Annotated in this window: 11 protein-coding genes; 6 read left to right on the forward strand and 5 right to left on the reverse strand. The window is 44.0% G+C overall.

Annotation, left to right across the window (positions count from 1 at the left end):
- Positions 1–62: 62 nt before the first annotated feature.
- Positions 63–3,419 (forward strand): transcription-repair coupling factor, encoded by a 3,357-nt coding sequence (gene mfd / locus AC07NA_RS12320; RefSeq protein ID WP_494897859.1) that lies wholly within the window; start codon positions 63–65, stop codon positions 3,417–3,419.
- Positions 3,420–3,681: 262 nt separating this feature from the next.
- Positions 3,682–4,038, forward strand: coding sequence for a hypothetical protein (locus AC07NA_RS12325; protein WP_494897860.1), 357 nt, complete (start codon positions 3,682–3,684; stop codon positions 4,036–4,038).
- Between the two features lie 378 nt (positions 4,039–4,416).
- Here the strand turns inward: AC07NA_RS12325 and hpt are convergent, their stop codons facing one another.
- The gene (hpt, locus tag AC07NA_RS12330) at positions 4,417–4,959 is read right to left on the reverse strand and encodes a hypoxanthine phosphoribosyltransferase (RefSeq protein WP_345214297.1); all 543 of its coding nucleotides are present in this window, start codon (positions 4,957–4,959) and stop codon (positions 4,417–4,419) included.
- Between the two features lie 171 nt (positions 4,960–5,130).
- Between hpt and AC07NA_RS12335 the strand changes: the two genes are divergently transcribed.
- The gene (locus AC07NA_RS12335; RefSeq protein ID WP_494897861.1) at positions 5,131–6,360 is read left to right on the forward strand and encodes a M16 family metallopeptidase; all 1,230 of its coding nucleotides are present in this window, start codon (positions 5,131–5,133) and stop codon (positions 6,358–6,360) included.
- Positions 6,361–6,378: 18 nt separating this feature from the next.
- Positions 6,379–6,951, forward strand: coding sequence for a peptide deformylase (gene def, locus AC07NA_RS12340; RefSeq protein ID WP_345214295.1), 573 nt, complete (start codon positions 6,379–6,381; stop codon positions 6,949–6,951).
- A 13-nt stretch (positions 6,952–6,964) separates the two neighbouring features.
- Here def and AC07NA_RS12345 read toward each other — a convergent pair whose 3' ends face one another.
- The 3 genes from AC07NA_RS12345 to AC07NA_RS12355 all read right to left on the reverse strand — a co-directional run bounded on the left by AC07NA_RS12345 (position 6,965) and on the right by AC07NA_RS12355 (position 9,110).
- Positions 6,965–7,600, reverse strand: a complete 636-nt coding sequence (locus AC07NA_RS12345; RefSeq protein ID WP_345214294.1) for a peptidase associated/transthyretin-like domain-containing protein — start codon at positions 7,598–7,600, stop codon at positions 6,965–6,967.
- Positions 7,601–7,716: 116 nt separating this feature from the next.
- Positions 7,717–7,995 (reverse strand): NifU family protein, encoded by a 279-nt coding sequence (locus AC07NA_RS12350; protein WP_345214293.1) that lies wholly within the window; start codon positions 7,993–7,995, stop codon positions 7,717–7,719.
- 26 nt (positions 7,996–8,021) lie between these two features.
- A complete protein-coding gene (locus tag AC07NA_RS12355; protein WP_494897862.1) occupies positions 8,022–9,110 on the reverse strand; it encodes an Mrp/NBP35 family ATP-binding protein in 1,089 nt (362 codons plus the stop codon).
- Between the two features lie 124 nt (positions 9,111–9,234).
- On the opposite strand from AC07NA_RS12355, the gene AC07NA_RS12360 reads away from it, so the two are divergent.
- Entirely contained in the window at positions 9,235–11,394 is a 2,160-nt protein-coding gene (locus tag AC07NA_RS12360) for a transglycosylase domain-containing protein (RefSeq protein WP_345214291.1), read from the forward strand.
- Positions 11,395–11,778: 384 nt separating this feature from the next.
- A complete protein-coding gene (rbp, locus tag AC07NA_RS12365) occupies positions 11,779–12,168 on the forward strand; it encodes an RNA-binding regulator (RefSeq protein ID WP_494897863.1) in 390 nt (129 codons plus the stop codon).
- Positions 12,169–12,231: 63 nt separating this feature from the next.
- Here the strand turns inward: rbp and AC07NA_RS12370 are convergent, their stop codons facing one another.
- Positions 12,232–14,442, reverse strand: a complete 2,211-nt coding sequence (locus tag AC07NA_RS12370) for a DUF7133 domain-containing protein (RefSeq protein WP_494897864.1) — start codon at positions 14,440–14,442, stop codon at positions 12,232–12,234.
- Between the last annotated feature and the right edge of the window lie 36 nt (positions 14,443–14,478).

Below are 14,478 nucleotides of genomic sequence, written 5' to 3' on the forward strand. Positions count from 1 at the left end.
CACATACTACAATTTGCCTTAAAATAGTTTAAAACGCCTTTAATGAGTATATTTGCACAGTTTTGAACATACGTGATATATTAGAGCGTTATAAAGCTGACGACAGGATAAAAGCATTGGCCTCAGCGCTTAATGCCTCAAAAAATCCAAGGATACAGCTTCGTGGTTTAGTCGGATCCAGTGATGCGGCTATGGCGGTAGCATTGTATTTTTTGCAGCACAAACACATGGTGTTCGTATTGCCCGAACGCGAAGAGGCCGCCTATTTTCAGGCCGACCTGGAGAACTTTACCGGTAAAGAGGTATTGCTTTTCCCGTCATCATACCGCAAACCGTTTGAATTTACCCAGCCCGATAGCAGCAATGTGCTTGCCCGTGCCGAGGTATTGAACGAGCTGAACCACTCATCAGAGTTTGGTCAGTTAGTGGTAACCTATCCCGAAGCACTTGCCGAAAAGGTGATCGACCGTTCATCCCTCGAAAAAAACACCCTCGAAATAGCGGTAAGCAATAACCTAAGCATCGAATTTATCAATGAGTTTTTGATAGAGTACGATTTTGAGCGGGTTGATTTTGTGTATGAACCGGGGCAATTTTCTGTAAGAGGTGGCATAGTTGATATCTTCTCTTTTTCGCATAACCTACCTTACCGGGTAGAGTTCTTCGGCGATTTTATCGAATCCATCCGCACCTTCGAAATCGAGAGCCAGCTTTCGGTTGAGCAGGTGAAGAGCATCACGATAGTACCCAACGTACAATCGAAGTTTTTAACGGAAAGCAATATTTCCCTGTTAGAATATGTAGAGCCCGGCACGCAAGTGTGGATAAAGGATGTTCAGTTTACGCTGGATATCATCCAAACCGGCTTTAAAAAAGCTACCCAATTATGGAAAGCCTTATCGGCAGATGAAAAAGCGCAAAACCCGGAATGGATAGACCCTAAGTTTGGTTTTACCGATGAAAAATTGATAGGCGATCAATTGCATGATTTCCCGGTAGTTGAGTTTGGCAAACAATTCTTTTATACGCCTACCGAAAGTATCAATTTCGAGATGCGTCCGCAGCCCTCTTTTAATAAAGATTTTAGTCTGCTGATACATAACTTTAAAAACAACGAGGCCGAAAAAATTGAGAACTACATCCTTACCGATTCGGCCAGGCAGATAGAACGTCTGTATGCCATATTGGAGGATCTCGACAAGACCGCCAAGTTTACGCCTATCACGGTATCCATCCGCGAAGGCTTTATTGATCACGAACAAAAGCTGGCCTGTTATACCGATCATCAGATCTTTGATCGTTATTATAAATACAAGCTTAAAAAAGGCTACCAGCGTTCGCAGGCCATCACCCTCAAAGAACTGCGTGAGCTTAAACCCGGCGATTACGTAACCCACATAGATCATGGCATAGGCAAATATGCCGGCCTGGAAAAGGTGGAGGTAAGCGGCAAGCAGCAGGAAATGATCCGCCTGATATATGCCGATAACGATTTGCTGTATGTGAACATCAACTCGCTGAACCGCATATCAAAATATAGCGGCAAAGAGGGTACCGTACCCAAAATGAATAAGCTGGGTACTGATACCTGGGAACGCCTCAAGAAAACCACAAAAAAAAAAGTTAAAGACATAGCCCGCGATCTCATCAAGCTTTACGCACTGCGCAAAGCCCAGCATGGCAATGCTTTTTCGCCCGATAGCTACCTGCAAACCGAACTGGAAGCATCCTTCCTTTACGAAGACACTCCCGACCAGGAAAAAGCCACCAACGATCTTAAAAAGGATATGGAATCGCCGCATCCTATGGACAGGTTGATTTGCGGCGACGTAGGCTTTGGTAAAACAGAGGTAGCCGTGCGCGCGGCATTTAAGGCCGTGGCCGATAGCAAGCAGGTGGCCATACTGGTGCCAACCACTATTTTAGCCGCACAGCACTACAAAACATTTTCGGACAGGTTGAAGGGTTTCCCTTGTAATATCGACTATGTAAACCGCTTTAAAACCAGCAAGCAGGTAAAAGATACCCTTGCCGCGCTTAAAGAAGGAAAGGTTGATATTATTATTGGCACGCACCGCTTGGTAAGCAAGGATGTTAAGTTTAAGGACCTGGGACTGATGATCATTGATGAAGAGCAAAAATTCGGCGTATCTACCAAAGAGAAACTGAAGCAAATGCGCGCCAATGTAGATACCCTTACCTTAACGGCAACGCCGATACCGCGTACGCTGCATTTTTCGCTGATGGGTGCGCGCGATCTTTCCATTATATCAACCCCGCCGCCTAACCGCCAACCGGTAGTTACCGAACTGCATGTGTTTAACGATAAGCTGATAAAAGAAGCTGTTGAGTTTGAAATAGACCGTGGCGGCCAGGTTTTCTTTATCCATAACAGGGTGAGCGATTTGCCGCAACTGGGCGGCATGATCCATAAACTGGTGCCAAAGGCTCGTATCGGCATAGCCCACGGTCAGCTGGAGGGAGATGCGCTGGAGGATGTAATGCTGAAGTTTGTAAGCAACGAGTACGATGTGCTCATAGCTACCACCATTATTGAGGCCGGTTTGGATATCCCGAACGCGAACACCATTATTATTAATCACGCCCACATGTTCGGCCTCAGCGATCTGCACCAGATGCGCGGCCGTGTAGGGCGAAGCAATAAAAAGGCGTATTGTTACCTGCTTAGTCCGCCGCTTTCAACACTTACCAACGAGGCACGCAAACGCCTGAGCGCGATAGAAGAGTTCAGCGATTTGGGCAGTGGTTTTAACGTAGCCATGCGCGATCTGGACATCCGCGGCAGCGGTAACCTGCTGGGCGCCGAACAAAGCGGTTTTATTGCCGAGATCGGCTTTGAGATGTATCATAAAATTTTGGACGAAGCTATACAGGAACTAAAGGACGATGAATTTAAAGGTGTATTCCCTGATGATAAGCCACGTCCTTTTATTTCCTTTACCCAAATTGATACCGACCTGGAAATTCTGATCCCGAGCGATTACATCACCAATATATCCGAACGGTACAACTTGTATACCGAGCTTTCCAAACTTGAAAATGAAACCGAACTGGTAGCCTTTCAGCAACAATTACACGACAGGTTTGGCCCGATACCCGCACAAGTGAACGACCTGCTGAATACCATGCGCCTGCAATGGCTGGGCAAGGCTATCGGCTTCGAGAAGATCTCACTGAAGAAAAATATTCTTCGGGGTTATTTCATCACCAACCAGCAATCACCGTACTTTGAAACCGAAGCTTTTCGCCAGGTGCTCAACTTTGTACAGGCCAATCCTCGGCGCACTAATTTGAAAGAGGTAAAGAATACCTTACGCCTGAGCATCGATGCCGTAAACAGCATTGATGAAGCGGTGGGGTTATTGAGCGAAGTTGCAGTGGGTACGGGAGTGCTGTAGAGTTGTGAGTTGAAAGTTGTGGGTTGTGAGTAGCACGATTTATATTTCTTGCGAATAGCATACTCTATAATAACTGAATATGCAATAAAAAGTGCTATGTGGTATTTTAAGACCGTTGTGTTAGATAAGATAAATATAGAAAACGCAACAATGGAAGATGTAACGAAAAAAGTAACTGGAGCTACAAATAGTTTAGATAATAGAAAAGCAACCTTTAATAAAGCGATAGAAAATATTAACCTGTAACCCTTATTAGCTCTTAATGAAGTTATTATTCTTAACGATTGTTTTTTTTACAATCAATCTTCTTTTTGTCCATCAATTGCCTATAAAAGGCAAATGGTTAAATAACGGTGATTCCAAAAATATCATTATAATTACTAATGATAGATACATTGAAACTTATAACCGAGACACCATTTACACAGGAAAGTATTTTAGAGATGTTTATTCATGTGATACTTCCTATATTAAGAATACAGGAACTCAAAAACTTGATTTTATAAAAGTAGCGGACGGTAGATGTTTTGAAATTGTTGGAGTTACATCTAATACATTATCTCTTAGATATACAACATCTGGGAAGCTACATTTATTTCGCAAAATGAAATCTTTGTAACTCACCCTACTCTGGCGCAAGTCTGTAGCGTTGACTATAGCGAGGTTAAATATGTAAAAGAAGCAGGAGAGCATATTGAATTGTATAAAAGCTCACAAAATATAAGGTCATAAGAGATTGCAAGAATTAAAATTCTTTTTGGACTTTGGAGGTAAAATGACGATGGCTCACAACCCCTCTCCACTGTCATGCTGAGGAACGAAGCATCTATCGTAGACAAGCATAGCGAAGAAGATTCTTCAAACGTTCAGAATGACAGTTTTTCAACCTGTCATGTGAGGATCAAAGCAATGGCGCATTAGAGGTCATAGCGGATGAATAAACGCAGTAAGCGATCGTAGAGACTGCTTCGCCACGTTCGCAATGACGCAAATTGGGTTATTCAGATACTTTTCTGTAGATCTCTTTTAGGTTGCGGCCGAGTTCGTGGTAATCTAAGCCGTAGCCAATTACGTAGTCGTTATCAATTTCAAAGCCGGTGTATTTAAGTTCAACTATCGGGGTTTTAAGTTCCGATTTTTTTAGCAGCAGCGTACATACCGAAATAGATGCCGGTTTGCGCACTTCCAGTTTATCAATAAGATAGTTCAGGGTATTTCCGGTTTCAACAATATCCTCAATCAGGATGATGTGACGACCTTCAATGTTTACGTTCAAATCAAAATCATCGCGGATTTTGCCGGTACTTGATAGCCCGCCGTAATAGGAGGCCAGCTTGGTAAAAGTAATTTCGCATGGTATGGTAACATGCTTAACCAAATCTGCAATAAATATAAAGCTGCCGTTTAATACACCAATAAAAAGCGGGATAGTATGTTTATAATCAACATTAAGCTGTTCGCCAATAACCCTAACACGTTTTGCAATTTCATCCGAAGCTATAAATGGCTCAAACTCAAGGTCTGCTACTTGTATTTTCATATTGTGATTGTCAATTAGTTTAGTGCTGCGTTAAAGCAAGGTTAAGCTATAGCCAAAAGTTTTAATAGTGTATTGGCTACACAGCAAATTATACGCCTAAAATAGCATAAATCAACCGAAAACCAGTTAAATAATTGTAACATATATAAAAGCTATCTTTGCGCTTTCATTATGGAATACCAGCTTCATACTTTACCTAACGGCATACGCATCATTTTAAAACAGGCAGCCTCAACAATTACGCATTGCTGCTTTATTGTTAATGCCGGCTCGCGCGATGAAGGCGCTAACAAAGAAGGCCTCGCGCACTTTATTGAGCATTTGCTTTTTAAAGAAACCGAAAGGCGCAACACCAACCAGATCCTTAACCGGCTGGAGCTGGTAGGCGCCGATCTTAACGCTTATACCACTAAAGAATACACCTGCATACATGCCTCCCTGCTTAACCAGCATTTAGAGCGTACGATAGATCTTTTCGAGGATATCCTGTTTCATTCTACTTTTCCCGAAGATGAACTGGAAAAGGAGCGGGGCGTAATATTGGACGAAATTTCGTCCTATCTCGATCAGCCCGAAGAAGCCATACAGGATGATTTTGAAGAACTGCTTTTTAAAGATCACCCTATGGGCAAAAACATTTTGGGCACACCCGAAACCGTTGGCCGCTTAGGGGTAGCCGATATGCGCGAGTTTATGGCCGCCAATTACGCTACCAACGAAATGATCTTCGCCGTGTTTGGCGATTACGATATTAAAAAGGTGATCAAACTGGCCGAAAAATATTTCGGGCCAATACCTGCCAACTTGAATAAAAAGCAACGCGTACAGCCCTTTGTTAACGGCAACGGGTTATCGGTTTTGCAAAAGCCCATTTCGCAAACGCATTGCGTTATCGGCGGGCAGGCTTACCCATCGGCGCACCATCATAAAAGCGGGTTACTGCTGGTGAATAACCTTTTGGGTGGCATGGGCATGAGCAGCAGGCTTAACCTGGAGATTCGCGAGAAACATGGTATAGCGTACACTGTTGAATCAAACTATACCTCGTTAACCGATACAGGTATTTTCTCCATTTATTTTGGTACCGATAGCGAGAAGGCCGATAAGGCCACCCGGCTGGTGCATAAAGAGCTGCGTAAACTACGCGACCAAAAACTGGGCACCTTGCAACTGCACCAGGCCAAGCAAAAATTCATCGGGCAGATAGCACTGGCCGAAGAGAACCGCATGAGCCTGATCATATCTATGGCTAAAAGCCTGCTCGATTTTAATTATGTAGATACACTGGATGAGGTGTTTGCCAAAATAAATGCCGTAACAGCCGAGCAAGTGCTTGAAATAAGTAACGAAATTTTTGATGATAACAGGCTCATGACATTGGTATTTGAGCCTAAGGAATAAAACTTTTATTTTTGCAGAATGAAATATCCAATAATAGCGTACGGAGATCCTGTTTTAAGAAAAAAGGCCAGCCAGATTGAGCCCGATGAATACCCTCACATTAAGCAATTGGTTGCCGATATGTTCGAAACCATGTACAGTGCAAGGGGTGTAGGATTGGCCGCGCCGCAAATAGGTTTATCTATGCGTTTGTTTGTTATTGATGCTTCGGTATTTGATGATGAAGAGCCGCAGTTGAAAGATTTTAAAAAGGCTTTCATCAACGCGCAAATTATTGAAGAAACCGGCGAGGAGTGGGCCTTTAACGAAGGCTGCCTGAGCATCCCCGAAATAAGGGAAGATGTTTACCGCAAACCAACTGTTAAAATATCTTACTACGACGAAGACTGGAAACATCACGAAGATACCATTTCGGGCATGGCAGCACGCGTTATACAGCACGAGTACGATCACATTGAAGGCAAGCTGTTCACTGATAAATTGAGTCCGCTGCGCAAGCGCCTTATCCAAAAAAGGCTTACAGATATTTCAAAAGGCGCGGTAAGTGTTGATTATAAGATGAAGTTTCCGGCGGCTAAAAAAGGCAGGTAATCAGCAATTAAAATTAATTGCTGCCACTGCGGCTTTTGTCGCCATCAGATATTTGCTTGATCAAGCTGCCCCATGCCAGCGGATTAAGCAGTGGGTTAGGCGTAAGCGAATTGGTGTTCACTATCCTGTTATGCATTGATTGCGCGTTTGATGTTTGTATTTCACGACCATCGCGCGCAAGCGTATTTTGCAATGCTACTATGGATGTTCGGCTAACGTTCTTACGCGCTATCTCCAGATCATCATCGGCCATTTTCATGGCTAAAAAATCTTTCTTAAACTCATCAGTAGTAGCCCAGGGGAACACGCGGAAAGCCGGCAGGTTAATAATTTGCGGCTTAAGGGCTATTTTAATGGTATAGCTTTTATTGCTATTATCGGGTATTACCACGGTAACCGGCATATAACCTACTGATGTAAAGCGAAGCGAATCGCGCTCGTGCGCTACAAAAGAGAAGTAACCTTTGTAGTTTGATACCTGCATTACCTTACTGGTGGTAACGTTGGTAATGTTTACATAAGGCACAATTACTTCGGCGCTATCAGCATTATTTGTTACCCCGCTAAATTGCACCAAAGGCCTTTCGGGCGTTTGGGCAAACGTAGCAACAGAACAAAATAACAACAATATGCCTATTAAATACTTCATCACAATTGTGCTTATCTCTCTTTTATTGTACCCGTTTGGGCAAAAAAGGTTTCAAATATTTTACCAAAAATATCCAAATAACCTATTCAGCTGTTTAATTTAACAATACTTAACAACTATCGCATGTTTTCCGGAAGCACCGCGTTGGGGTCGTCAATGTCGGTTAGGTTTACTGCCTCCACACCGGTAATTTCGGGCACGGCTTTTTTAATAGCCTGCTCAATACCGGCCTTAAGCGTCATGATGCTCATTGGGCACGATCCGCATGAACCAAGCAACTTAAGCTTTACCACATTATCCGGGGTAATCTCTTCAATCGACACGTTTCCGCCATCAGCCTCCAAATATGGGCGAATGGAATCTAATGCCACTTCCACCTGATCTATTAAACTCATTTTTATACTATTTAACTGTAAAGTTATTAATTATTTACAACATTCGTGTCAACTATCGCGCGGGCATTGTAAATGGAAACCTGCTGTGCAACTAGCTTGGCCATTTCAATAAAGGCGGCAGCCATAGGGTTGCCATCCTGCAATACCACCGGCTTACCGGCATCGCCCGATTCACTGATGCTTCTTACCAGCGGAATTTCTCCTAAAAACGGCACTTCCAGCTGTTCGGCCAGCTTTTTACCGCCATCCTGTCCAAAAATATGGTATTTATTTTCAGGCAGCTCGGCAGGGGTAAAGTAGGCCATGTTTTCAACAATGCCCAATATCGGCACATTAATGGCATTCATCATAAACATGCCAATCCCTTTTTTAGCATCGGCAAGCGCCACATTTTGTGGTGTGGTAACAATAACCGCGCCCGTTATCGGGAAGGTTTGCGTAACCGTAATATGGATATCCCCGGTACCCGGCGGCAAATCCACCACCAAATAATCCAGATCGCCCCAGTCGGCATCGTTAAACAGCTGCTTTACCGCGGTTGATACCATTGGTCCGCGCCATGGCACCGGTTGGTTAGGATCGGTAAAGAAACCTATCGACAATAGTTTGATGCCATATTTTTCAATCGGCTCAATGCGTGTTTTGCCATTCTCCTGGGTCGCCATTGGCCTCGCGCCTTCCAAATCAAACATGATAGGCACCGATGGACCGTAGATATCCGCATCTATTAAACCCACCTTGGCACCCAATTTTGATAAACCCAGTGCCAGGTTAGCTGCCACGGTTGATTTACCAACGCCACCTTTGCCCGATGCTACGGCAATTATATTTTTAACGCCCGGTACCCCGGTATTCTTTTGCGTTGTTACTCTTGAGGTCATATTTATATTTACTTCCACCTCTTTAGCTATAAAATAAGCTATGGCGTTGCGGCAGGCGTTTTCAATAAGCGCTTTTAAAGGACAAGCCGGTGTGGTTAACACCACCGAGAAACTCAGGCGGGTACCATCTATATGTATATCCTGTATCATATTAAGGGTAACCAGGTCCTTTTTCAGATCGGGTTCCTCAACATTACTCAGGGCTTGTAAAACTTGTTCTTTCGTTATGATCATTTATTGTTATAATTATCGCAAATTTATAAAAACAGCTTCGTGTTTACTTTTGTTACAGAAATAATTTGCTGCTAACAACGTTTGAAGCGGAAAGATTTCGATTAGTTTTGGTTAAAATTTTCAAATGCGCCGTATCCCCTCTAAGTATATCCGTATAGCTGGTATAGTTCTTCTCGTTATTGTTGTAGTTGCTTTAATAAGCGGATACATCGCCTATTCTAAACGGGAAGCCCTGCTTCAAAAAGTCATTTACAAAGCTAAGGCTAAAGCAAAAGATGATTATAATTTAGATGTCAAAATAGGTTCGGCCCACTTTATAGGGCTCAGCAAGGTGGCATTTACCGATATAACCATTGTACCGCAAGATCGCGATAGCCTGTTGAGCATCAAAAAATTAAACCTCGAAGTGAAGCTGCTGCCCTTGGTAGCGGGCAATATTCAGCTGGCCGATGTAACACTGGAGAACGGTTTTTTACAGCTCACCAGCATTAAGGGCGTTAAAAACTTCGACTTTCTGTTCAAAAAGAAAAAGGATGCCGATACCACATCTACCTCAAAGGTTAACCTGGCCGATCTGTCGTACAAGCTCATCAACGAGGTATTGTATAAAGTTCCGGAGGATCTCGACCTTAAAAATTTCAGCATATCTTACAGGGAAGATAGCACACAGGTAAAGCTGTTCGCTAAAACAGCGCTGATAAAAGACGGCAACCTTACCTCAACCATTGATGTAAATAACGGCGAATCAACCTGGCATTTGGCGGGTAAAATGCACGCGTCTGACAAAGACATCGACGTACACTTGTATGCCGATGGCAAAAAGATAGAACTGCCGATCATCGAAAAGAAATTTAAGGTAAAGCTGAATGCCGATACCATTACCAGCCGTTTAACCAAGGTTGACCAGGAAGATGGCGAAACCCGTATTTACAGTTATTGGGGCGCAAGCAATTTGCTTATCAACCATCCGGGCTTGTCGGTAAAAGACATTGTGATCCCTAACGGGTCCATCAACGCCAATATTTTTGTGGGCGAAAATTATCTGTCGCTGGATAGCTCATCGGTTATCCACTTCAAAAAGCTAACCGCGCATCCGTTTATCAAATATACACTGAACCCTGTAAAAATATATGAGCTGAAAGTAAATACCGGCTGGCATAACGCGCAGGACTTGTTCGATTCGTTCCCGGTAGGGATGTTTGAATCGCTGGAAGGCATTAAGGTATCGGGCAAGCTGAACTACTCGCTCAACTTTTTTATGAACAGCAAACAGGTAGATAGCCTGAAGTTTGATTCGAGGCTGGATAAGCAGGATTTCAAAATTGAAAGCTACGGCAAAACCGATCTTACAAAACTCAACAGTAGTTTTGTTTACACGCCATACGAGCGCGGCAAGGCAATGAGCCCGCATACTATCGGCCCGTCAAACCCGGAATTTACGCCGCTCGATCAGATTTCGCCCGACCTGCGCAATGCGGTAATGACGGCCGAAGACCCCTCGTTCTATCGCCATAACGGCTTTGTTGAGCTGGCTATCCGCAATTCAATAGTTACCGATTTTAAAGAGAAGAAATTTAAACGCGGCGGCAGTACCATATCTATGCAACTGGTTAAAAACGCGTTTTTGAGCCGCAACAAAACATTGTCGCGCAAAATTGAGGAGATATTGATTGTTTGGCTGATAGAAAACAACCGCCTCATCAGCAAAAACCGCATGCTCGAAGTGTACTTCAACATTATTGAATGGGGAAACAACATTTACGGTATTAACGAGGCTGCCCGTTTTTACTTCGGCAAAAGCCCGTATGATCTTACCCTGGGTGAGAGTATCTTTTTGGCCAGTATAGTGCCTAATCCTAAAGCGGGGCTATATGCCTTTCAGCCGGATGGCACTTTAAGGCATGGGCTGCATGGTTATTTTAACCTTATTGGCCGCCTGATGGCCAGCAAGGGCTTAACCGCCCGCGATAGCAGTGCCTACGGTTTTTACAATGTGCGCCTGCGCGAAGGTTTGCGCCGCGAGATTACCCCGGTTGATACCGTTATGGCCGACAGCCTGTTGCAGCAAACCGATAACAATAACGATGCCCTGCCGGTTGAAGACCAGGAGAAGAAACTGAACTTCTTCCAGCGTTTATTTGGCAAGCGCGATACCAGCGACAAAAAAGACAACAAACCGGACAGTACCGAAATACGCAAACAGCAGGAAAAAGCGGCTAAAGAAGAAAAGAAAGAGAAAGAAAAGCAGCGCCGTAAAGAGCTGCGGGAGCGTGGTTTATATTAATTTAGTGTATCAGGATTGTAGAGCATTTGCTTATAAATACAGCAGCAGGTTCGCAATATTTCATCAAATTGATTTAAACTATAAGAAATTTACAAATTATTAAAACAACATAGCCAAGCCAAGCATTTACTTCTTATATTGAGGTATAATAGAAGGTAATATAAACACGATACTAAAACCGGCAAAATTCACTCAATAAGGCTGCTGAATAAGCCCTTAAAGATGGGTTTTAGGCTCAAAAAAGATAGAATTTAAGTTAGCGGCAGATAAAGTGCAATAAATTTGCATATATTAACACCGTTAAAGATATATTGATATATTTGATAATATTAAAAAATACAATCAGGCAAACTAAACTCTCATTTTACAAACTCAACTTTATTAATGAACATTTTCGTAGGAAGCCTTCCTTACCAGTTACAGGAAGCAGATTTAAGAGCACTTTTTGAACCTTTTGGTGAGGTTAGCTCTGCTAAATTAATTATTGACAGGGAAACCGGCAGAAGCAAGGGCTTTGGTTTTGTTGAAATGCCTGATAATGAACAAGCTCAATCAGCTATTGATGCTTTAAACAAAAGCGAAATTAAAGGCAGATCAATTGCGGTTAGCCAAGCTGAAGATAAAAAAGGTGGCGGCGGCGAACGCAGAGGCGGTGGCGGCGGTGGTTTCCGTGGCGGCTCAGGCGGTGGCGGTGGTTACAACCGTGGCGGCTCAGGTGGTGGCGGTGGTTACAACCGCGACAACAACCGTGGCGGCGGCGATCGTTGGCAATAATATAAAAAAGGCTTTGGTAAATTAGTTACCAAAGCCTTTTTACGTTTTTATACGATGCTTTTATTACTTAGCATCCAGTTCTGGTATTGTCCAATTTTTATCTCTCCCTTTGGTCTGCTCCCTTACCTTTTTAACATCGGCAGGCTTTACCACTTTCGCTTTATTGCCCATATTATTACGTATGTAGCTCAATACTGATGCTATGTATGTATCGTCGTTACCTCCCAAGGCCGGCATTACATCGGGGTAGGTTTTACCATCTACCGGGCCTTTTAAGCCGTGCAGCAGTATTTTTATCAGGCGTTCCGGGTTTCCGTTCACATCCTTATTATCGGCCAATGGCGGCGCAGGCATACCCTTACCTCCGGCAACAATGCCTTTACCATCCTGGCCGTGGCAGGTTGCGCACAGTTGCTTAAATATTACGCTTCCGTCAGTTACCAGTTTGCCCTCTTCGGCAATCATGGCTTGTGCTTTTCTTACCGATTCTTCACGCTCATTCTTCACGTTGATGTATCTCCTTTGCGATTGCGCAAAGATGTTATCCTTTGTACCATTCTTCAGCAGGTAATCAATAATATCCTGTGCCTTTTGGCTTTTGTTAAACCGCAGCGACAGCCCTAACTGATAACGCACCTGCGCGTCCTTATCATCCTTTAAAGCGTCCAGATGCGTTAATATATCATCGTTATTCGCTTTCATTAAATCTTCACTTGCCCATACGGCGGTTTTACGCACTTTAGGGTCGGCATCATTAAACGCGGCAAACAATACCTCTTTGCTTAAGGCACCCAGTCCGTTCAATGTCCATAAGGCATGGATGCGGGTTAGGGGCAGGGTTGAGGTTTTAACCAAGGCCTCTAAAGCAGGCACTACAGATTTATCTTTGCGCAACACCAACAGCTTTTGGGCATTATCCCTCCACCAGCCATTCGGCGATGACAGGTAGGTTACCAGTTTGGCCGATGATTCGTCGAGCATTTTAGGCTGTACCTTTGACGGCTTAATACCATCGTATACCAAACGGTAAATGCGGCCGCAGCCGATGTTCTTATCCAGCCCTTTGCTTACAATTTGCGGGCGCAGGTAGCTTCCTTTTTGTGTCCAGTTACCTTCCTGAATAATACCGTGGTACATATCCACAATGTATTGGGTACCATCCGGGCCTGTCACAGAATTCACCGGCCTGAAGTTCATATCGGTAGAAGCGATGAATTCTTCCTTGTTGTAAGCATTCACCAATGACAACTTTCCGTCGTTATCCTGCACCTTGGCACGGCGAATCAAACGCCCTACCGGTTCGCAAATAAACAGGTCGCCTTTTATATCCGCAGGCAGCCTATCACCTCTTGCAATCGATTGCCCTGTACAAGCCGTAAAATGATTCAGTGTACTGTCGGGACGCAAACGCTCCGGACCGCCCTGCACATCCGGCGTAGCTATGATAGGCCATACCGCCTGAAACTCCTCATTAAACTGGTCGTTACTGTTGAAATAGCCATAGTATGGGTTTTGCTGAAAGCCCAAAGCTGGGTTTTCGCCACCGGCAGCAGAAAAGTACATGCGCCCATAATCGTCATTACCCAAGCCCCATTGCCCGCCCGGTGATTCGATGAGTGTATCGGGCACCAGTTTTTCGCCGTTAAAGGTATAACGCACGGCATCAACGGTTACATAAATGCGGTTATCCAGGTTCCAGATCAGGCCGCTTTTTTGGTGCTCCAGGTTACGGTTATCCTTGGTATCGTTTTTATATACCAGTTTCTTTACATCGGCCTTGCCATCGCCGTTGGTATCTTCATAGCTGTAAATGTTGTTAGAGTAAGTTTCGTTCACCAATATGCGGTTATCCAACGGCAATATCATCCGCGGCAGCAACAGGCTATCCTTGTATATGGTCACCTTGTCCATTTTACCATCACCATTGGTATCTTCCAGGCGTTTAATGCGGCAAAGCGGCACATTTTCGTTGGTGCCGTCCACATCCTGCATGTAGGTGTTCAATTCGGCAACGTACATGCGGCCATTTCCGTCCCAGGCTATGGCTACTGGTTCGCTCACCATGGGCTCGCTGGCCACTAACTCTAAGTGGTAGCCTTTGGGCAGGTGAATGGTTTTTAAACTTTCTTCGGGCGACAGCACCTTACGGCTCGGATTGGGGTTTACCACAATCTTTCCGTCGGCATCCCGCTTCAGGGTATTTTGCGATACCTTACAGGTATACACGGTTACAGAAAGGCATACGATTCCTATAACCCACTTTTTTCTGTTCATGAGGATTGTTATGGTTTTTTTGAGTGGAGTTGAAAA

Source organism: Mucilaginibacter sp. GW821-FHT07G05 (genome assembly GCF_059418565.1).